Raw genomic sequence first — 19,986 nt, forward strand, 5'->3', positions numbered from 1 at the left:
CATCGGCGCCGCAGCCGTCGGGATGTCGCATACCGGAAGCCCGTGCGTTCCTGCGCGGGTTTCCCGCTAAAAACCGACCCGGACGGTTCAGATCTCCTTCAGGGCAGTCGCGTTGTCGATGCGTCCGATCAAGGTGGCACTTGCCTGATTGAGCCCAACCACGTCCACCGGAATGCCATGCGCCTTGAACCGCTGCACGACCCTCTCCAGCGCCGCAACCGCCGTAATGTCCCACAGATGGGCCTGCGACACGTCGACGAGAACAGTCATGCCGGCAGCGTCCCTGATATCGAACGCCTCGATGAAGATGTCAGCCGACGCGAAGAAGACCTGTCCGGAAACACGATACACCAATCGCTTCGCCACGACATCGGGTTCCACATCAATCCGCAACAACCGTGCGACCTTGAACGTGAAGAAGACACCGCTCAGGAGCACGCCAACCGCTACGCCAAGAGCAAGGTTGGCGCTGAACACGGTGACAATCACGGTCGCCACCATTACGGCGCTCGATGTCTTCGGGTGGATCACCACGGCACGCAACGACGACCAGTCGAAGGTGTCGATCGAGACCATGATCATTATGGCGACCAGGGCGGCGACCGGGACCTGGGATACCCAAGGCTTGAGCAAAACCATCAGAACCAGCAGGAAAGCGCCGGCAAAGAGGGTAGAGAGACGGCCGCGACCACCGTACTTCACGTTGCTGACCGTCTGCCCGATCATGCCGCAACCGGCGATACCGCCAAACAGGCTGGACGCGGCATTGGCAACACCTAGGCCAGTGCATTCCCGGTTCTTCGAACTCGGCGTATCCGTGAGATCGTCAACCACACTCGCTGTCATCATCGATTCCAGCAGTCCCACCATGGCGATGGCAAGAGCAGGCCCAGCAATGATGCTCAACGTTTCGACCGTCAGTGGGACGGCGGGCCAGCCAAAAACCGGAAGCGAATCCGGCAGTTTTCCGAGATCCGCGACGGTCTGAACCGGAAGGTGCAGGGTGACGGAGGCGACGGTCATGAGGAGAATGCAGATAAGTGGCGAAGGTATTGCCGTCGTGATGCGGGGGGCGAGATAGATGACCGCAAGCCCGGCGGCCAGTACGCCGTAGGCGATCCAGTCGCCACCCAGAATATGCGGCAACTGGGCGCCGAAAATCAATATCGCCAGCGCATTGACGAATCCCGTGCGGACGGATTTCGAAACAAACCGCATGAGGACGCCGAGACGCAGGAGGCCGAACATGATCTGGAATATGCCCGCGAGCAGCCCGGCGGCAAACAGGTAGGGCAGTCCGTGGGCATGAACCAGCGGCGCGGCCACAAGGGCAACAGACCCGGCCGCCGCCGAAATCATCGCAGGCCGCCCGCCAGCGAATGCAATGACGATACCGATAACGAACGAAGCGAAAAGGCCGACCTGGGGATCGACGCCGGCGACGAACGAAAAGGCGATGACCTCGGGAATTAATGCGAAGGTCGCCACCGCCCCGGCAAGCATTTCGCGTGTCGGATTGGTGGACCAATCCCTGAAAATATGTGGAATTTGCATGTGGTTCTCGCAAAGCATGCCGAACGTCCGCTCTGTCGAGCAGTTGCGTCAGTGGCGTTCAGGTTTTGCGTTGTCTGGCGGATCGGCGGCCAGAAGAGCCACCCGGAGTCTCACCGGGTCCGTGGTGAATGCCCCGTGTATAATCTTCTTTCGTGCTGCGGTGCAATATCCGGGCGTCTTGCGGTCGCCAAAATATTCCGCCGCTCCACCACGACGCGGATGACAACAAGGTATTTCCCGACAATACTGTGGTGCGGCTGAAACCTTGGAGCGTGCGATGTGGAGAACAGTTTCGGCTTCATTTTCCATACTGATGATGCTGTGGGCCGCGCCTGCCTTCGACACGGCACACGCCACTCCAGGAAGAGAGCTACCGGTCAACGTCATCGGCAATGTGACGGGCGACTTCGACACGATGGCAAAACACCGCCTCGTCCGCATTATCGTACCCTACAGCAAGACCATCTACTTCATCGATAAGGGCGCGCAATACGGCACCGCGGTCGATTTCGGTCGCGAGCTGGAAAAAGTTCTCAACAAGGGCAAGGGCAAGGAGATCGACCATATCCGAATAGCCTTCATCCCAACGGCGCGGGAAGACCTTATCTCCGCACTGAACGAAGGCCGCGGCGACATCATCATGGCCAACATGACGGTGACACCCAAACGCCAGGCACAGGTGGATTTCACGGCACCGCTTTTCGACAAGGCATCTGAAGTGCTGGTTACTGGACCGGCAGCCCCGGCCATCAGCTCACTCGACGATCTCGGCGGCAAGGAAGTTTTCGTTCGCGAATCCAGCAGCTACCATGAACACTTGACCGCGCTGAACGAAAGCCGGAAGGCAGCAGGAAAGCCGGAGATCACTCTGCACCTGATGGACGAAAGCCTCGAGGACGAGGATCTGATGGAGATGGTCAACGCCGGTCTTCTGCCCTGGACCGTCGTCGATCAGTACAAAGCTGTGATCTGGATGTCGGTTTTTCCTGACATCAAGGTACGGGACGATGTAGCGATTGCTTCCGACGGTCAGATCGCATGGGCCATCCGCAAAAATAGTCCGCACCTGAAGGCCATTCTCGACGATTTCGCGACCACTCATCGGGTCGGCACGGCCTTCGGCAATATGCTCCGGACCAAGTTTTACAAAAGCGACAAGATCGTGCGTCGTGCGAGCTCACCGGAAGATCGCGAGAAATTTCGCAACCTGATCGCCATCTTCCGTCAATACGGAAACCAGTATTCCTTCGACTATCTCATGCTCGCAGCACAGGGTTATCAGGAATCCCAACTCAACCAGTCGCGCCGCAGCCCGCGCGGCGCGGTCGGCATAATGCAACTGCTGCCGTCGACGGCGGCCGACAAATCCGTAAACATCAAAGGTATAGACAAGAACGCCGAGCGCAACGTCGAAGCTGGCGCCAAATACCTGCGCCATCTCATCGACACCTACATCGACGATCCGGACCTGACGCCGCGCGAGCAGGTCCTTTTCGCCTTCGCCGCCTACAACGCCGGCCCCGGCAATTTGAGGAAGTTCAGGCACAAGGCGGAAGAAATGAACCTCGACCCCAACGTCTGGTTCGGAAATGTCGAGAACGGCGCGGCAGCGATCGTCGGTCGTGAGACGGTGCAATATGTCAGCAACATCTACAAATACTACATTGCCTACAGCCTGCTGTCCGACAGGGTCGAAGATTCAGCAACGAAACCGCAGCAGCAGGTCGAGTAGGTCAAATCGTCAGAGAAGCAGCAGCTTCTTGAGCACCGAGAAAACCTCCTTGTAGGGAAGTCTGGTAGCACCGACGACCGCGAAGGGCAGCAAGGCAGCCGCGGCAACCGGCAAAACAGCTGAACGATTTATCAGCATCGCCGAAAGCTTGCGCGTCGTATCATACTGCTTGCCTAGGTCGACGATCTCGACGGGCTCTGCGGCCTCTTCCGCGCTGTTGGCAGCGACATTCGCGCCGATAGCCTTCCGCTCCGCGGCGCGCTGGAACGTCGTCGCCTTTGCGGCCAGCACGAGCAGGCTCTGCTCCTTGAGCATGGCAAGCGGTTTGGAGAAGGCCGAAAGCGGATGCGCGAAGAATGCCAGCACGACAACCAGCCACGCGCCCATCATTGTCGTGAATGTCCCGGTTGAAAGCGTTTCCTGCATCAGGTGTTTTGCAAACGCGGCGGCGATGGCCGCACTGATGCCGAAGACGAAGAACATGTAGGCGTTGGGATACTCGGCGAGAAACGATAAGCCCCCCTTGCCGTCCGGGTGGGTCGCGACAAGACGCAATTCCAGCTTGGCGATCCTCCTGAGCAGCAACGCCCACACTAGGTGCCGCCAGACCCCGCGAAAAAACAGGAAGACAAACAGCGGAAGGCTTACAAAGATGGTCCACCAGCCCGCGAGCGTCACCTGGTTGCCATCCGGTGTCACCGTGACCGTCCAGGACGATGTGGCGACATGCTCCCAATTGGCATAGGCGATGACCGAGGCGAACACAGCCAGTGCAAGGCAAGCAATTTCCGCCGTTCGCGAGTCCCGCTGTCGCAAGGCCCGGTTCACCGCGATGATTGCATCTTTCGTCGCTGCTGGCGCGATCAACGGCGCACGCATGAATTGTCGGAGCTTGTGGCGAAGACCCCGCTCGACCTGTTGTTCTGCGAGGACGAAAGCCCCGATCGCGATCATGAACTTTGCCCAGGCACCCGGATCACTCAGATAGGTCGTCACGGTCGGCGCAGCGGAAAACAGCGAAGGTATCGTGAGAAGGAGCGGAACGAACCAGGCGATCCCGACGAACAGCAACGCTCGCCGGCCTGTTCGCAGCGCGCGTTCTTGTAGGAGATTCATTCGCCGTTGCAGCTCGTAAAACGGACCGCCGTGCGACGCCAGGAAGTCGATCGTGCTCTGTTTCTCGGGCACCGACTGTTCCGATGACGGGTGGCTCTGGTTGCCTGCAGCACTCATGGCAGCTGAGTCCGCGCATGTCGAGAAGACGTGGTCATCGGCCGTGGATCAATCAGAAACATGGATGCCAACTCCCCGCGACCGCATTCGCCTTCAAAACCAGCGGCCAGAACCAATTTGGCCCCCGGCTCAGTCACCCCTGCAACCGGCGCAGCAGTACGCCAAGGCGCTCTTCCGACGGGCAATCTTCGAGGTCTAGCCGAATTGGTATCCCGCCTCCGCCTCGGTGCCTCACCTCGCTCGGGCTGTCGCCGAACGCTCGTTTGAACGCGCGGCTGAACTCTGCGCCGTCGCTGAAACCGCACTCTTCGGCAATCTGAAATATGAGGCGCCGATCGTTGGGGTCTGTCAACGCAGCATAGGCACTCAGCAAACGGCGGTGTTGAATATAATGCATCACCCCGCCAAAGGGCTCGAACAGGTTGTAAAGCCGCGTACGCGAGATACCGAGTTCCCGCCGCACCAGCTCACTCCCTAGTTTTGGGTCGAGCAACCGGCTGCGTACCAACTGCCTTGCCCTTTCCAGCAGGACATTGGCGATCGGTCCCTCCGCAGCCTCAATATGGTCGGCGCATGGCGACACGCATGCAAGTATCATCGCCCGCGTTGCCGCCGCGAGCCCTGGGAGATCACTCTGGGTAAGCATTGGCAGTCGATTTGCGACATCGATCAGGTAGTCCGAAAACAGTCGGCCCATGCCGGTCCCAAGCGTGGAAAATTCGGCCGCGCCAAGGGTAGCCGCGGTTTCAAGGGACAGATCGCGCGGCACAAAGAGCATAAGCATCTCGCTTTTGTCCACTGCGCCAGTGAAGGGGCGACCAAGCGAATGAATCTGGACCTCACCCGGACCTGCCGCAAACGCGGTCCTCTCGGCATCTGTCCGGATCGATCCGGACAGCAGGACGGTCATTGTCCAGTGATCAACGGGATCCCGTCGAACATGCCCGGGCAAGCTCGCAAACGCCAGGCTGTCGGTGCTGATCTGCGCGAGGACGAGGCTGCCCAGATCCCAGAGTTTCTGTTGGCCGCTGAATTCAGCGGTCGTGGGATCCACGTCAGCCAGCTCGAGCATGGCGGCGAAACTATTGCGCCATGCGGCAAACTGATCCGAGCGCGCCAGCCCGGCTGTCGAAAATTCGAAATGCGGCAGGAACGACGACTTGCCCGCCACTGGTGCATCGTCAACTGCGTCGCAGTCCGCAGTCGTGCCGCTCTGGTTGTTCAGTTGCCCTTCGAGTAACGCAGCATCCCGGATGATATCTTCGGTCATCATCGCGTCACCTCCAGTTGGCCGATGGCGGGACGCAATCGGCGCTGAGTTTCGGAAAGTTCTCGCTTACGGAAAACAGGCACGCGGCGGTCGTCGGACGTGACGAACGCTTGCACACCACCGGGAAAAACAGGAGATGCGGTTTGTGGGAAGAGGCTGCCGTCAGAACTCCTCAAGTTCCCGACAGCTGCCAGACCCGAAGCCGAATTTACAGCAGTGGAAAAGGCGTTTGAGGGAACGTAAGAAAATGTGCATTTCATTCGTACTCTCCTCTCGGGCCCACGAGGTGGGCCGGATGACGTCTGAATGATGCAAGCGATATGTTATTCCCAGACCTGGAAGGCGACCTTTCTTCGCCCGCAGCGGAAAGCGCCGACGCGCTTTACAGCCGCCTTTTCAGTATATTGCGACGTGCCCCTCTGGCAGTCGATCTGAGCCCCCGCTTGCAATCTATCCTTTTCGACCTCTCTTCTCAACCCTCAGATGCAGCAACGCTTATGTAACGTCGCTGCGAGGCATGCAGGCTGCGCCCGCGCCCAAATTGACTGCATCGCACAAGGCGATGCGCCGAATTCATACCTTGCTGTCCATGTCGCTGCTTGAACCGCCAGACAACAATGTTGCGACCCATTTTCCCGACGGCGTCCCGGCGCAATAGACGATGAACGCGATCAGGATCGGCACGCCGATAAAGGCACCCGAAATTCCCCACATGAAGCTCCAGAAGAATACCGCGAAAATGACCGCGAACGGCGATATCGCCAACGAAGCCCCCGTCAGCCGTGGCTCCAGATAGCTCCCGATGATGAATTGGATGATGTTGAGGCTCGCGAAGATCAATCCCGCGGCCTGCCAGGAATCGAATTGCGCGATGGCAAACAGCGTCGGAAGCGCCGTCGCGACAAACGCGCCAAGAAATGGGATGTAGTTGAGGGCGAATGCGATCGCACCCCACGCCCCGGCGAGTTCTAGTCCCGCGCCGAGTGCAAAAAGCCAGACCACCAATCCGGTGAGAACGCTGGCGAAGGTGCGGACGATCATGAACCGTCGCAGCTTTGTACCGATGACGCGGTTAGCCGCCAGTATACGCATTCCGTAAGGCTGGGCGGCGGGCGCGACGAGGCGTGCATTGAAGTCCTCAACCTCGAGCAGGCCAAGCATGACGAAGATGAAGATCAGCAGGGCAAAACCGGCGAAACTGTTCACGCGCCCAGCCATCCCCTGCACAAAACGGACCAGCCAGGTAACATCGAACCTGTCCGCGAGGGGACCCGCGACGGCGAGACCATGCCCTTCAAGCCAGGTTGTCCAGTCCACATAGATCGTCTGGAACCGATCGGCGTTGAGAAAGAGCCATTGTGCAAGCTTCCCAAAACCCCATGCCACCGACGAACCGATGGCCAAAATCACGACCATGGTGACGACCAGCGTGATCAGAAGTGCCACGAGTTTGGGCAGCCACCGCTGCAAGGCCGCCTGGCATGGCCACACCAGTGCAATGACGAACAGGGAAAAGATCAGCGGCGCAAAGATCGACTGTGCGACATAGAGCAAAGCCAGTACGAGGATACCGGTCGCTACCGAGCCGATCATTCGACTGCCGCCTGCTTCAACCATGCTTGCCCCTAGAATATTGCACCGTCAGCCCCGAGCGCAGTCTCGCAAATCGTTGTCGTATTGGATCACGCGGAGACCAGTCTCCACCGCCGCGCGAAACAGCCAATACCTTGGCCTCGTCCCGCGCGGGTCGTTCGATGCGGTTGATAATCGGAAACTAGCTTGCCGCGGTTGCCTTTTGCAGAGCGTCACGCAGGACCTGTTCCTTCGTTTCGTCGAGAGAGGTCTTCAGCACGACTCCGCCGTAGGCCGATATTTCCTTGAGCACCTTGTCCGCGGTCATCTCCTGGATCAGCACGAACAGCGCCCCGTTCCCCGGCTGAAGGTTTGCGGCGAGATCCTTCATGAAGGCATCGTTGATACCAACGTCGGTCAAGGCTCCGCCAATGGCTCCCGACGCCGCACCAACCGCTACCCCCAGCAGTGGATTGAGAAACAGGACACCGATCAGCAGGCCCCAGAAACTCCCGGACGCTGCACCGGCAGCCGTCGTGTTGACCAACTGGTTCAATTTGATTTTGCCGCCTTCCGTCTTCGTGGCGATGACGGCATCTCCGACCTTGATCAAGTATTCCTTCTGCAATTCGAAGAGACGTTGACGCACTTCCTCGGCTTTTGCTTCGGTAGGATAAACAATTGCAATCAGATCAGACATGATTACTCCCCCTTCGACAGGGCTTTGAACAGGATTGCCAACGCCAAATCATAGCCGGGAATGTACCGAAGAAATTAGCATAGAATCCCGCAGCTTTGCATTCCGTCTCTTTCTTTCGCCGCCGGAGCCGCGCGGACGCCTCTCCGCAACGCCGCGCACAGACGAACCGAACCGCCGCAGCCGGTCCCGATACTCCGGCACTGACCAGATGCGAGCGCCGTCAGCCCCCAGCCGCGGCTGGCGCCGCCACGCTCGCCTTGACCTTGTCCGGCTCGGCTTCCGCGGGAATTCTGAACCACAGTACATAGAGCACCGGCAGGAAGATCAGCGTGAGTGCCGCCGCAACCACCAGACCGCCGATGACGGTAAAGGCAAGGGGTGACCAGAATGGATCGCGTATGATCGGCAGCATGCCGAGGACTGTGGATCCCGCCGTCAGAAAAACCGGCCGCAACCGTTGCGCGGTGACGTCGATAACGCTCCGCCAGCTTCGGCCTTTTTCCTCGATCGCGAGATCGATCTGGTCGATCAGCACCACGGAGTTTCGGGTAATCATGCCGATAAGCGCGATCATCCCGAGCACGGCGATGAAACCCACCGGAGTGTTGGTCAAGAGCATAATCAGTACCACGCCGATCAGTCCCAGCGGCACGACGCTGATCACGAGCAGCAACCGCTGCACGCTTTGCAACTGAAACATCAGGACAATGAGGATGACGATCCCCATCACCGGCAGCATGTCGACAACCGAGGCTAGCCCCTCTTCGGCACCTTCGACGGCGCCGCCAACCTCTATCGGGTAGCGCGGGTTGGCCTTGCGCACCTCGGCGATCTTGCTGGCTGCGGCTTCGACGACGCCGGCGGCCAGCACGCCTTCGGCCGTATCCGCTTGAACAGTTATTGTGGTTGAACCATCGCGGCGCCAGATGACGGGCTGCGTCGTCTGATAGTCAATCGTCGCGATGCTCGAAAGCGGCACCGTGTGATTGGGGCCGACCGGGATTTGCAGCGTGCGGATCGTGCTGATGTCGACACGCTCCTCTGCCGTGGCCCGGGCAACCACGTTGACGAGGTAGATCGAGTCCCGGACCTGCGTAATCGGGATGCCGGATGCCGTCGCAAACAGCGTCTGGGCGATCACGGAGGAATTCAGTCCCACCAGGCGAGCGCGGTCTTGATCGACGTTGATGACGATTTTCCTGACTGGTTCATTCCAATCCAGATTTGGCTGAACCACGCCCGGAACCTTGCTGATGGCATCGGCCACTTGCCAGGCGACATTGCGGACGCCCGGGATATCAGGTCCGCTCACACGATACTGGACGGGCCAGCCGACCGGTGGTCCCATTTCGAGCGGCGATACACGCACGACGATGTCGGGCAGCTTTTCGTCGAGCACCTTCTGCAAGCGTGCCTGCAGCGCATCACGTGCGCCGACACTCTTGGCGATGACCACCGCCTGCGCGCGGGATGGAGCCGGAGCCTGAAGATCCATCGACAGATAGAAGCGAACCGGATCGGAGCCGACGTAGAAACTCCAGTCCGCCACATCCTCGTCGGCGGCAAGCACCTCTTCGGCCTTTGACACTTCGACGGCCGTTGCCTCCTGCGATGCACTCTGCGGAAGGGTCAGTTGCAAGATGAGTTCAGGCCTGTCGGATGCCGGAAAGAATTGCCGCTTCATGGCGGACGATCCGATGAGCGCCACCGCAAACATCGCCGCCGTGGCGAGAACCACCACGACGCGCATCCGCATGCACGCACGCAGAAAATTCTTGAAGCCTCGGATCAGCGCGCTATCCGGCTTAGGGCCTGTTGCAGTGCCCGATTTGAGGACGGCAAGACCGATGATCGGTGTCAGCAATACGGCCACCAGCCAGGACACGATGAGCGCAAAACCGATGACCAGGAAAAGGGATCGCGCATACTCGCCCGACGAACTCCTCGCAAAACCCACCGGGATGAAACCGGCAATTGTCACCAACGTGCCCGCGAGCATCGGAAATGCAGTCGAGGTATAGGCGTGAGATGCCGCCTGAACGCGCTCATAGCCCTGCTCGAGTTTGGCCATCATTGTCTCGACGGTTACCATCGTGTCATCGATCATCAGCGTCAGCGCGATGATCAAGGCGCCGAGCGAGACGCGCTGCAGGGCGATACCCGTAATGTCCATGAACAGGAAGGTCAGTGCGAGAACAAGCGGTATGGAGACGGCAACGGCGATGCCGGCACGCAGCCCTAGCGCAAGGAAACTGACGCCGAGAACGATAACGACCGCCTGCCCCAGCGACGTGGTGAAGCCGCGAATGGCAGTCTTGACCACCGCCGGCTGGCTCGCCACATGCGTCAGGTTGATACCGAGCGGCAAGTCATCCTCGAGCTTCTGCATCATCGCATCGATGTTTTGACCGAGCTGCAGAATGTCGCCGCCGGACGCCATCGAAATGGCGATGCCGATCGCCGGCTTGCCCTTGATGCGGAAGCGTGGCTGCGGCGGATCAACCGTTCCCCGCACCACGCTGGCGATATCGCCGAGACGTACGAAACCGGACGTGGTCGGAATGTTCAGCTGTCTGAGGGTGGTCTCGTCGGCAAGGCTGCCGGATACCTGCAGGATGGTCCGATCCTGCGCGGAGGTTATGAGCCCCGCAGGCAGAACCGCATTCTGCGCCTGGATTGTTCCGATCACCGTCGACGCACTGAGGCCCAGGCTTGCCAGCCGCTCGGTCGAGAACTCGATGTAGATGGTTTCGTCCTGCGTGCCGATCAGCTGGACCTTGCCTATATTCTCGATCTGGAGCAGGCGGTTGCGGGCCTCGTAAGCCCAGTCGCGCACTTCGCGATCGCTGAAGCCGTCGGAGGTAAAACCGTATATGATGCCGAAGGTATCGCCGAAATCGTCGTTGAAGAATGGTCCTCGCACGCCAGCCGGCAGCGTCGACACCATGTCGCCGACTTTCTTTCGGGCCTGATACCAGGATTCCCCGACCAGATCAGCTGGGGTCGAATCGTCGAGCGTTACGTAGACAATCGATTGCCCGGCCGTCGTCAGGCTGCGCAGGCTGTCGAGATGTGGAACCTCCTCGAGCGTCCGCTCGAGACGCTCGGTAATCTGATCGGCCGTCTGCTCTATCGTCCCTCCCGGCCAACCGGCGGAGACGATCATCGTCTTGAAGGTGAACTCCGGGTCTTCGTCGCGACCCAGGTTGATGTAGGCAAGAACGCCCGCAATGGCGCTCAGAAGCACGAGGAAGATGACAAGACTCTGCCGCTGGATCGCCCAGCCCGAAAGGTTGAAGCCATCGTTCATTCTGCGCTTCCTTCAAGCAAGCGAACAGGCATTCCGGGGCGAAGTTGCTGCACCCCGGCGACGACGACGTTGTCCCCGCTCGACAACCCCTTGGTCACAAGGAAATCGTTGGTGTCGAAGCGATGCACCTCGACCGGCACAAGCTTGGTCGTCTTGCTGGCCGCATCGACAATCCAGACGGCACTCTGGTCACCCTGACTGAACAACGCCGTGATCGGCAGCCGAGCCGCGGGGTCACCGGAGAGCCGGATCGTGCCGCGAACGGCGCTGCCGAAACGGAATTCGTCAGGCGCCGTATCGAGCCCGACCCGAACGGTAAAGTTCCGGGTGATCGGGTCGGCGGTCGGAGAAATCTCCCGCACCGTTCCCGTCGCTTTGATGGTGGGGTTGCTCAAGAGTTGCACGTCGACCCGTGCATCGCCGCCAGTGGTCTGGATCGTGGCTTCGGGAACCTGGAACACGGCGTCTCGTGTTCCGAGTTGCGCAACCCGCACCACCATTTGTCCGCCGCCTACGACCTGCCCGACTTCACCCCCGATCGCGGTAACGACGCCAGCGGCGTTCGCCTTCAGCACTCGGTTGTCGAGATTGGTCTGTGCTATCCGCAGGCCGGCTTGGGCCGCATCGACACCAGCCTGCGCCATGCTCGCTTGAGCGGTCGCCGCGTCGAAAGCCTGACGAGTCGACGTTCGCGGGTAAAGTTGCTGCTGCCGCGCCCGCTCGGTTTCGGCGTTCTGCGATTGAGCCTGTGCCGCAAACAGATTTGCTTCTGCCTTGCGCATCGCATCCTGCGCATCCTCGGCGTCCAGGCGGGCGAGAACGGTCCCGACCTCCACCAGGTCGCCAACCTCGACGTCGCGCTCCCTGATCTCGCCACCCTGACGGAAGCTGAAGTTGGTTTCGATGCGCGGTCGTATCTCACCGACAAGCGACCCGTAAGTGTCCTCGGGATTGAAGGAAACCGTAATCGTTCTCACCGGCCGTGGTGGCCGCTCGGCGGTGTCCTCCTCACGCTGGCAACCAACCAGGAAAAATGCAGCAGCCAGAACTGCGGCGGACGCGCCGACTGTCGCGCGGAAGCTCGGTGCGGCAAGGCGTATGTTCATCGGCGATTTCCCCGAATAATTTACCGGTGCGACGTCTCGCCGCCACGCGTGGATGATTGCAGAAATGAAATAGAATCAACAGGGTAACGTGGACCGGGCCACTCGGGCCATGCTGCACCACGCGGTCGATGTGCCGCCTGGCGGGCGACCTCGGGGTGGTGGCGGCACCCGCAAGAGAGCGAGGCGGCAAAAGAATACGCTCTTCATTCATCCATGCGCGTGTCCTGGTGATCAATACGAACGCTGGAACTCCCGAATGGGAACCCAAATGACGAGGCTCCCTTCCACCCCGGATCAGCTTGCGCATTGTTCGGAAACCCGAAAACGCAGTGCTCCGTCCCCAACTATAGTGCGGTTCAAGAAGTGAAGTGATCAGCATAGAATCCAGCAAACAGGCCTGACGTCCAGATTTGGTCGCAGGCGTCGGAGAAGACGTCTCTTCAGGCAGGATTGAGGCGACGTATATCTGTCGCCTGAACAACACGAAGCCACCAGATACAGCAAGCACACCCGGAATTCGTCTTCCGCATCGGCCGCGGATGGCTTAGAACTTGGATGCTTCGCCGAATGCGTGCAACCCGGGTGAAAGCGGTCCGAACCGATTGTCTGCGAGGCGCTTTGCTGTTCACAAGATTTGAAGATCTTGCCGGGAAATTGAACAGCGCTGTGCCGACGATGCGTTTGTGTTTTATTATGCTGGTGCTGTTGGCACTCGGTGGCTGCGGTGGACCCCGGGCGGTGCTCGGCCTTCCCGTGGCCTCATCATCGGCGGCGCAGCCTCAAGCAATCGTCCCGATCTACGTCGCCACCACCCGGGCAAGATCCGACAACCTTTCGCTGCCCTATTCGGCCGAGCGTTCAAAGACGTTGAACTTCGCAAAGCTCGATATCGGAATTCCCCAAAACCACGTGCCCGGACGCGTCGAGAAAAGCGGTCGCGTTCCAGATCCCAGCCGGCACTTTTCGGCAAGAACCTTCCAGCCGATCGAACAGCGTCAGGAGTTTATCAGGCAACTGAACGCCGCTCTTGCCCAACGCGCGCCAGAGAACCGCGAAATCTTCATCTTCGTCCACGGATACAACAACAACTTCGCCGACAGCGTCTTCCGCAACGCTCAGATCACGTACGACTACAATATCAAATCGGTCTCGCTGCACTATGCCTGGCCGTCCGGAGCGGCACTCCCGCTGTACGTCTTCGACCGCGACAGCGCCCTCGTCGGTCGGCGGGGACTTGCAGAGACGATCGAAATCGCCGCGCAGACCAATGCAAAGAGAATCGTGTTAGTCGGCCATTCCATGGGTGCCTATGTCGTCACCGAAGCCCTGCGGGACCTAGCGCTCAGGGGGCGGACGAATACGCTCAATCGGTTGGGAGGCGTGGTGCTTGCCGCGCCTGACATCGATGTCGACGTGTTTCAAAGTCAACTCGATGACATCGGTGACATCCCGCGACCGTTTACGATCGTTGTTTCGCGACGCGATCGCGCGCTCGGCTTTTCCCGACGCCTGGCCGGCGGCCATCCGCGGGTCGGCAGCGGCTCGGACATCGCCATGCTCCAGGAGCGAGAAATCGCCGTTATCGATGTCTCTGACGTAGACGGCGGCAGGCACAGCGTTTTTGCCAGTTCACCCACCTTGATGGATGTCGTGAACAACGATGCCCTTATGAGAAGCGTGCTTCGAGACGACCAGGGTACGGCCGGTCAGACGATGCTCGCAGACGGCGCGTCGGTGATCGAAGGCGCTGCGTCGCTGGTGATCTTTCTTCCGAGCCGCATTATCGGCGGGATTGCGCAAGCCACCGCCGGGCAATAGCCGACCTCGGGCTTGGCCTAAACGTGGCTGGTGCCTCGCGCCTGCGTCAGCCGGCCAGAAGACGCCAGGTGCCGAGCAGGTATATCGCAATGACATAGTACAGCACGTGCAGCGCGTATGTCTGGCCATTGCCGGTGTAGATTTGACGCACCAGTCCGGCTGCACCAATCGTCAGGCCGCAAACACCATCCCAAAGGAGGTTGGCGAGCGGGGTCACCAGAGGGGCGAAGATTGCCCGATAGAAGCCGTAGAAGTGCGCCGTGCTCACCGGAATTGTGCGACCTCTTCCGGTCCGGTAGATCAGCAAGAACACGCCGAACAACGCAGCCGCGGCCGCCACGCTCGCAGCCATGACAGGTATGGGGTTCCAATAGCCGTAGATGGTCTCGAGCGACATGCCCTCCCAAACCAGCGTCGACGCGAAATACGGATCGATCGCAGCCGACACCCGATCCATCAACAGCTTGGGGAAGAAGGACAGCACGAAAATGGCCAGGACCAGAACGAACTGCGAGACGAGCAGAGGCAAGGGCGCCTCGCGAACGTCGGCGTGCGCAGGCTTTCTCGGTCCCAAAAAGATCGAATAGCCGAAGCGAAACATGTAGAGGAAACCGATAAAGGTCGCCAGAATGCCGACGATGGCAAGGCCATACCAGCCCCGGTCGACCATCGCGCTCAACAGCAGCCATTTACCGCCAAAACCGGCAAGCGGCGGCAGCCCGGACATCGAGATGAGGGCAATTGCCACAGCGGCAAAAGTGAGCGGCATTTTACCGGCCAGACCGCCGGTCTGATCGAACAAACGGGTGCCGGTTCGCAGGATGACGGCAGCAGCGGCGAGGAACAGGATGCCCTTGACCATCAGATGGTTGGCGACCAGGTAAAACGCCGTGACCCAGCCGAGATGGCTCATCAGCGCGATCGCGGTGATGATGTAGCCGATCTGGCTCATGCTGGAATAGCCGAGCATGCGCTTGATGTCGCTCTGCTGAAACGCCATCAGAGCGCCGGCAATCGTCGTCAACAGGCCGATCCAGCCCATCACATGCGCCATCTCGAGCCCGACCTCGGAGCGAATGGCGAGATAGGTGACCATGAACAGCCCGAAGACCGCGACCTTGCTGACAACGGCCGACAGCATTGCCGACAGATCGTCATCCGCCTCGGCGTAGGCCCCCGGCAGCCAGACATGAACGCCAACGGCACCGGCCTTGATCAGAAAACCGATCGCCAGGAACATGAAGGCCGGAGCAGCAGCCGGGCCGGCCGTCGCGAAAGCCGCGAGTGCTGTCGTACCGTTGGCGCTGGCTGCGATACCAAAGCCTGCGAGCAGGCAGAAGGCCGACACCAGCGAGAACAGCAGGAACTGCAACACATAGGGGTGGGCATCGCGTCGTTGGGCGATCAGGAAATACGAGGAAAGTGTAACGATCTCCCAGTGAAAGAAGAATTCTAGGCTGGTCGACGCGCGCAGCAGGCTGGTAATCGACAGCAGCAGGATTGCCATCATCGGATAGAAACCGCGCCGAGGATCAGTTCGATAGAGGCTCGCGAAAGCAACGACCAGCCCGCCAGCGAGCAACAGCATGGCAAACAGCCGGCGCAAACCGTCGATGTCGTGCGCGATCCACAGACCGACAACCAGCACCGCCACCAGCATAAGCACGCACTTGATCCGGCCGGGAAGCCAATCGAGAAGGCAGAGCGCCATTCCGACGACGAGCGGTGCGGCAAGCAACAGCGAGGCCGCTCCGGCAAGGGTGGCCGCGCCGCAGCCGCTTGCAAACAGCAGGGCGGCGCACGCGGCCACCGGCCCGAGCCTGCCCGCTTGCGGTTTGACTTCCGCTTCCCCCGTCAGCGGACGGGTGGCATGCTTGAACCAGCGGAACATATAGGCTGCCTCAAGCAGAGACCCGACCAGAATGACCGCGATCCAGACGTATCGCTCGCCTGCCGCGGCCTGCATGACAAGCTCCCATTTCGCCCAGAAGCCTGGGAAGGGAGGCAGCCCTGAAATCGCAACGAGGAACACCGCAAGAATCGTGAGCAGGAGAGGATTGCGTGCGATATCGGACCAACCATCGATATCACGGCGCTGGACGATCCCGGCGAGCCAGAACAGACCAGCCTTGGCCAGGAGATGGTTGACGAAGAGCCCGCCGACGACCAGCGGCAGCGCCTGCACGGCGTCCAGCTGATGCAGCAGTGCAAGCGCAAGCGTCAGAAGCCCCATCTGGGCGATCGAGGAATAGCCTAGCATCCGCTGCACGCTCGTCTGCCTCAAGCCGACAAGGTTGGAAAACAGGAATGTGATCCCGCCCGAGACCGCCAGGATACCGAGGTGGTCTTCGAAAAGCGGCAGCAACTTCAGGAGGGCAAAGAAAACACCGGCCGAGACACCCACCGAGACGAGCGCTGCTATGCCGCTGTTCGCCGTCTCGTAGACGTCGAGGCCCCACCCGTTTGCCGGGAACGGCTTCAACTCGAGGACCAGGCAGGACAGCACGAACAACAGTGCCGTCACACCGATTGGTCCAGTGATCATGGCCCGGTTCGTTATCATGCCGTCGATATTGAGCGTGCCTGTCACATGGTAAAGGAGGCCCGCCCCGAGCAGGAAAAAGGACGAGGCGAGCACCGTCGCCATGATGTATTTGAAGCTTGCCGCAAGCGCCGCCGGCGTTCGCTCGAGCCCGAGCAGCCCATAGGTGCCGATCGACATGATTTCCAGGAACACGAACTGGTTGAACAGATCGCGGGTCATCACCATGCCGTTGATGCCCATGATCAGGATCAGGTAGAGCAGCAGGGCGGCATAGCTTGAACGCAGGCGCCCCCACAGATGCCAGGCGCCAAGCACTGCGACGATGTTGACACAGGCAGAGAAAAAGCCCTCCCAGGGGCCAAACCGCAAGTTGATAGAGAAGGGCGGCGCACTGCCCGCAGTCAGGACCTCGATGGTCGACCCACCGTTGTGAACCTTCCAAAGACAGACGCAAGAAATGGCAGTCATCCCCAGAAGCGCAACAATGAACCCCACCGCCGGCAAGGGCTTGGCGATGCGGTAAAGCAGCGGAATGAGAAACCCGCCGCCGAGACCGAGCAGGAATATGTTCAGCGGCTGGAGAAGACCATCTACCATTTAGACTCCGTCAGTGCGTCGATCGAAAGGGTTCTCCTCACTGCATGGAGCCGGATCGCGAAGGCCAGCATGATCGCAGTCACCGAGAAACCGATGACGATTGCAGTCACCACCAGCGCTGCGGGAATGGGATCTACCGCGCGCGTTGCCGCATCCGCAGTGCCCAGCGCGTCATCGATGATTGGCGCCGTGCCCCCGGTTATGTAGCCGGTGGCCACCAGAACGATATGCATGCCGGTATCGATGAGGGAAAAGCCGATGATGATCCGCAGGATGTTGCGGTGTCGCAGCATCCCCCAGAAGCCGATCAGCACCAGAAGAAATCCTGTGGTGAGAAGTATCTGCGATACCGGCAGTCCCATGGCGCTCCTCGTCCCTCCGGTTCAGCTGCGGAACCGGTCGATAATCACACTCAATTCCGCCCCTACCTTGATGCCGAGCAGGGCTGATATCAGCGGGATGGCCCCGGCACTGAAGAGCGTCCCGAAATTGCCTCGCGGCAGAATGTGGCTGTCGAGGAAGCCACCGGCAACGACCATGCCCAGGATGCCAAGAGACACATAAAACACGCCTGCGAGCGACTCGGTGATGCTGAGGAAACCATGGTGGATAGGCCCGGACGGATAGGCGAGCATCAGGAGCATGACACCGGAGGCAACCACCGCTCCCCCCTGGAAGCCGCCGCCCGCCGACAGGTGGCCGTTCATGATCACATAGGCGCCGAACAGGAAGATCAGCGGAAGCACCACCTCCGCGCCATTGCGCACCAGCTCGCTCGGCGCGTGCCGCGTACCACCTGCGGCAAGCCGGGGCAGCGTTTTTTCACCCGGCTCGCTTGCCAGCAGCAGTCCGACGCTGGCCGCCACCATGAACAGCACCGCCACCTCCCCCAGCGTATCGAAGCCGCGAAACGAGATCAGGATCCCGGTCACGACATTGGGTGCGCCGAGATCGGCCGGAACCTGCGTCAGATAATGCAAAGCCAGGCCCGACAGTGTCTGGCGCTCGTCGTAACCACCCGCAATCCCGCCGAAGATCACCGCGAACGTCAGAACCGCAAGCAGGCTGAACACGCGCCTCATGAAGACCTCCCCTCGGCGACGTCATCCTCCTCGTCCCTCAGAGCGTCGACGGCGGTCGTTGCGGCCATCGGCGTGCGGATCGCGTGGGCGGCGCGTGACAGCGCATGCGACGACAGCGGATTGGTCATCAGCACGAAATACGCGATGATCAGCAACTTGAGAGACCAGTCCGGATGATAGATGCCGAGCCCGGCAAGAACGAGGATGTTGCCGAGCGTCGAGGCCTTCGTCCCCGCCTGGATGCGCGTAAAGACATCAGGCATGCGCAACAGGCCGACACCTGCGGAAAACAGGAAGAACGCGCCGACAAGGATGACCAGACTGCCGATCAGCTCACTCATCCGCATGTCCTCCGCCTCTGGTCTTGCGGATCGCATAGAGGAAAATCAACGTTGCCAGGCCCGAGCCGATAGCAGCCTCGGCCATGGCGACATCAGGCGCTGCCAGAAGAACGTAGGACGCTGCCGCAAACAAACTCGCCAGCCCGGCACTGACCATTGCCGCCATGAGGTTGCTGAGCACGACGGCCAACACACCGCTCACCAGAATGCTGCCGCAAACCAAAAGGATCAGCATTTCGAGCATGATGGCTAAGGCCCCTTTTCGAGAAAGCGGGCAATGGCGAGGACAGCCAGGAAACTCAGCAACCCGTAGACAAGAGCAACGTCGAGATAGACGAAGCGCCCCGATATATGGGCGTAGATTGCGATCAGGGAGATCGTGACGACGGTCAGCATGTCGATGGCAACCACCCGGTCAATCGCCGTCGGTCCAATCGCCAGCCGCAGCACGCCGAAGACGATGCTGAAGAAAATCAGGACGACAGCGATCTGCAGGATGACTTCAGCCAAAAACCGCTCCCAGATGCTTTTCGAAAGGCCCGACGATGATTTGGGTCGCCTCCTCCGGATCGGTGGTCTTTACATCGAGCCAATGAATGAACAGCGCGTCCCCCTTGAGATCCATCACCAGCGAGCCTGGCGTCAGCGCAATCGAGTTGGCGAGAGCCAGTCGTCCGATCGGCGACTTGAGCGGCATCCTGACCTTTACGATGCCCGGCCGGATATCGATGCGCGGCGCGTAGACGTAGCGCAGCATGTTGATGTTCGCTTTCACCAACTCCACCAGGAAGACACCGGTATAGGCAAGAAAATGAAAGAGCTTGCGTGGGGTCAAGCCGATCCGCCAGACATCGCCGCGGCGTACGAAAATCGCTGCCACGACCAATGACACCACGGCGCCCGTTGAGGTGATCGGCAGTTCCACCGAGGAATTGATCACGAGCCAGACGGCGAACAGAAATCCCCAGAGAAGAAACAGGCTTTGTGGCAATCCCGATACCCGGCGTTGCGTCGTTCCCTTGTCTTCTGTCATCGCGCAGGCTTTCAGCAGGTGGTGAAGGAATGGTAGCGCGCACTCACGGCAGGAAAACCCAACTCACGTACCCCTCCGATCGGCCTCAATCCG

General features: G+C 60.1%; 16 protein-coding genes and 1 other annotated feature. Of the genes, 2 read left to right on the top strand and 14 right to left on the bottom strand.

The window, feature by feature from the left end:
• Positions 1–87 precede the first annotated feature (87 nt).
• Positions 88–1,554 (bottom strand): SulP family inorganic anion transporter, encoded by a 1,467-nt coding sequence (locus ASC90_RS23030; protein ID WP_056545633.1) that lies wholly within the window; start codon positions 1,552–1,554, stop codon positions 88–90.
• A gap of 68 nt (positions 1,555–1,622) precedes the next feature.
• Positions 1,623–1,678 (bottom strand) — a sequence feature (sul1 is cis-regulatory element that is thought to sense ions involved in sulfur or methionine metabolism; They are found in Alphaproteobacteria).
• 153 nt (positions 1,679–1,831) lie between these two features.
• On the opposite strand from ASC90_RS23030, the gene ASC90_RS23035 reads away from it, so the two are divergent.
• Entirely contained in the window at positions 1,832–3,286 is a 1,455-nt protein-coding gene (locus tag ASC90_RS23035) for a lytic transglycosylase F (protein WP_244480436.1), read from the top strand.
• Positions 3,287–3,295: 9 nt separating this feature from the next.
• Here ASC90_RS23035 and ASC90_RS23040 read toward each other — a convergent pair whose 3' ends face one another.
• The 6 genes from ASC90_RS23040 to ASC90_RS23065 all read right to left on the bottom strand — a co-directional run bounded on the left by ASC90_RS23040 (position 3,296) and on the right by ASC90_RS23065 (position 12,477).
• Positions 3,296–4,519, bottom strand: a complete 1,224-nt coding sequence (locus ASC90_RS23040) for a hypothetical protein (RefSeq protein WP_156393092.1) — start codon at positions 4,517–4,519, stop codon at positions 3,296–3,298.
• 133 nt (positions 4,520–4,652) lie between these two features.
• A complete protein-coding gene (locus tag ASC90_RS23045) occupies positions 4,653–5,789 on the bottom strand; it encodes a helix-turn-helix domain-containing protein (protein ID WP_056545816.1) in 1,137 nt (378 codons plus the stop codon).
• A 573-nt stretch (positions 5,790–6,362) separates the two neighbouring features.
• Positions 6,363–7,406 (bottom strand): AI-2E family transporter, encoded by a 1,044-nt coding sequence (locus ASC90_RS23050; RefSeq protein ID WP_056545635.1) that lies wholly within the window; start codon positions 7,404–7,406, stop codon positions 6,363–6,365.
• Positions 7,407–7,563: 157 nt separating this feature from the next.
• Positions 7,564–8,061, bottom strand: coding sequence for a DUF1269 domain-containing protein (locus ASC90_RS23055; RefSeq protein ID WP_056545636.1), 498 nt, complete (start codon positions 8,059–8,061; stop codon positions 7,564–7,566).
• A 220-nt stretch (positions 8,062–8,281) separates the two neighbouring features.
• Positions 8,282–11,371 carry an efflux RND transporter permease subunit gene (locus ASC90_RS23060; protein ID WP_056545637.1) on the bottom strand — a complete coding sequence of 1,030 codons (3,090 nt, stop codon included), beginning with the start codon at positions 11,369–11,371 and terminating at the stop codon, positions 8,282–8,284.
• Positions 11,368–12,477 carry an efflux RND transporter periplasmic adaptor subunit gene (locus ASC90_RS23065; RefSeq protein WP_056545642.1) on the bottom strand — a complete coding sequence of 370 codons (1,110 nt, stop codon included), beginning with the start codon at positions 12,475–12,477 and terminating at the stop codon, positions 11,368–11,370. The genes ASC90_RS23060 and ASC90_RS23065 overlap by 4 nt, the downstream gene beginning before the upstream one ends.
• Positions 12,478–13,152: 675 nt before the next feature.
• On the opposite strand from ASC90_RS23065, the gene ASC90_RS23070 reads away from it, so the two are divergent.
• Positions 13,153–14,295, top strand: a complete 1,143-nt coding sequence (locus ASC90_RS23070) for an alpha/beta fold hydrolase (protein ID WP_056545818.1) — start codon at positions 13,153–13,155, stop codon at positions 14,293–14,295.
• 46 nt (positions 14,296–14,341) lie between these two features.
• Here the strand turns inward: ASC90_RS23070 and ASC90_RS23075 are convergent, their stop codons facing one another.
• From ASC90_RS23075 to ASC90_RS23105, 7 genes are read right to left on the bottom strand one after another with little or no spacing between them, the layout of a single operon-like run.
• Positions 14,342–17,437 (bottom strand): proton-conducting transporter membrane subunit, encoded by a 3,096-nt coding sequence (locus ASC90_RS23075; protein ID WP_056545644.1) that lies wholly within the window; start codon positions 17,435–17,437, stop codon positions 14,342–14,344.
• Complete coding sequence (locus ASC90_RS23080; protein ID WP_056545645.1) at positions 17,431–17,799, bottom strand: sodium:proton antiporter; 369 nt, start codon at positions 17,797–17,799, stop codon at positions 17,431–17,433. Before ASC90_RS23080 ends, ASC90_RS23075 begins: the two co-directional genes overlap by 7 nt.
• 21 nt (positions 17,800–17,820) lie before the next feature.
• Positions 17,821–18,519 (bottom strand): Na(+)/H(+) antiporter subunit B, encoded by a 699-nt coding sequence (locus tag ASC90_RS23085; protein WP_056545647.1) that lies wholly within the window; start codon positions 18,517–18,519, stop codon positions 17,821–17,823.
• Positions 18,516–18,860: a monovalent cation/H(+) antiporter subunit G gene (gene mnhG / locus ASC90_RS23090; protein WP_056545648.1), complete on the bottom strand. Its 345-nt coding sequence runs from the start codon at positions 18,858–18,860 to the stop codon at positions 18,516–18,518. The genes ASC90_RS23085 and mnhG overlap by 4 nt, the downstream gene beginning before the upstream one ends.
• On the bottom strand, positions 18,853–19,104 hold the full coding sequence (locus ASC90_RS23095; protein ID WP_056545649.1) for a hydrogenase subunit MbhD domain-containing protein: 252 nt from the start codon (positions 19,102–19,104) through the stop codon (positions 18,853–18,855). The genes mnhG and ASC90_RS23095 overlap by 8 nt, the downstream gene beginning before the upstream one ends.
• Before the next feature lie 5 nt (positions 19,105–19,109).
• Entirely contained in the window at positions 19,110–19,370 is a 261-nt protein-coding gene (locus ASC90_RS23100; RefSeq protein ID WP_056545650.1) for a monovalent cation/H+ antiporter complex subunit F, read from the bottom strand.
• The gene (locus ASC90_RS23105; protein WP_056545651.1) at positions 19,363–19,893 is read right to left on the bottom strand and encodes a Na+/H+ antiporter subunit E; all 531 of its coding nucleotides are present in this window, start codon (positions 19,891–19,893) and stop codon (positions 19,363–19,365) included. The genes ASC90_RS23100 and ASC90_RS23105 overlap by 8 nt, the downstream gene beginning before the upstream one ends.
• Between the last annotated feature and the right edge of the window lie 93 nt (positions 19,894–19,986).

Source organism: Rhizobium sp. Root1220 (assembly GCF_001426265.1).
GTDB lineage: Bacteria > Pseudomonadota > Alphaproteobacteria > Rhizobiales > Rhizobiaceae > Rhizobium.

What these genes read in the sequence shown, in the direction of transcription:
- ASC90_RS23085 (WP_056545647.1), bottom strand. Translation starts at nt 18,519, where the DNA reads ATGAGGCGCGTGTTCAGCCTGCTTGCGGTTCTGACGTTCGCGGTGATC.
- ASC90_RS23045 (WP_056545816.1), bottom strand. Translation starts at nt 5,789, where the DNA reads ATGACCGAAGATATCATCCGGGATGCTGCGTTACTCGAAGGGCAACTG.
- ASC90_RS23065 (WP_056545642.1), bottom strand. Translation starts at nt 12,477, where the DNA reads ATGAACATACGCCTTGCCGCACCGAGCTTCCGCGCGACAGTCGGCGCG.
- ASC90_RS23105 (WP_056545651.1), bottom strand. Translation starts at nt 19,893, where the DNA reads ATGACAGAAGACAAGGGAACGACGCAACGCCGGGTATCGGGATTGCCA.
- ASC90_RS23050 (WP_056545635.1), bottom strand. Translation starts at nt 7,406, where the DNA reads ATGGTTGAAGCAGGCGGCAGTCGAATGATCGGCTCGGTAGCGACCGGT.
- ASC90_RS23080 (WP_056545645.1), bottom strand. Translation starts at nt 17,799, where the DNA reads ATGGGACTGCCGGTATCGCAGATACTTCTCACCACAGGATTTCTTCTG.
- ASC90_RS23055 (WP_056545636.1), bottom strand. Translation starts at nt 8,061, where the DNA reads ATGTCTGATCTGATTGCAATTGTTTATCCTACCGAAGCAAAAGCCGAG.
- ASC90_RS23060 (WP_056545637.1), bottom strand. Translation starts at nt 11,371, where the DNA reads ATGAACGATGGCTTCAACCTTTCGGGCTGGGCGATCCAGCGGCAGAGT.
- ASC90_RS23030 (WP_056545633.1), bottom strand. Translation starts at nt 1,554, where the DNA reads ATGCAAATTCCACATATTTTCAGGGATTGGTCCACCAATCCGACACGC.
- ASC90_RS23075 (WP_056545644.1), bottom strand. Translation starts at nt 17,437, where the DNA reads ATGGTAGATGGTCTTCTCCAGCCGCTGAACATATTCCTGCTCGGTCTC.
- ASC90_RS23040 (WP_156393092.1), bottom strand. Translation starts at nt 4,519, where the DNA reads ATGAGTGCTGCAGGCAACCAGAGCCACCCGTCATCGGAACAGTCGGTG.
- mnhG (WP_056545648.1), bottom strand. Translation starts at nt 18,860, where the DNA reads ATGAGTGAGCTGATCGGCAGTCTGGTCATCCTTGTCGGCGCGTTCTTC.
- ASC90_RS23070 (WP_056545818.1), top strand. Translation starts at nt 13,153, where the DNA reads ATGCGTTTGTGTTTTATTATGCTGGTGCTGTTGGCACTCGGTGGCTGC.
- ASC90_RS23035 (WP_244480436.1), top strand. Translation starts at nt 1,832, where the DNA reads ATGTGGAGAACAGTTTCGGCTTCATTTTCCATACTGATGATGCTGTGG.
- ASC90_RS23095 (WP_056545649.1), bottom strand. Translation starts at nt 19,104, where the DNA reads ATGCTCGAAATGCTGATCCTTTTGGTTTGCGGCAGCATTCTGGTGAGC.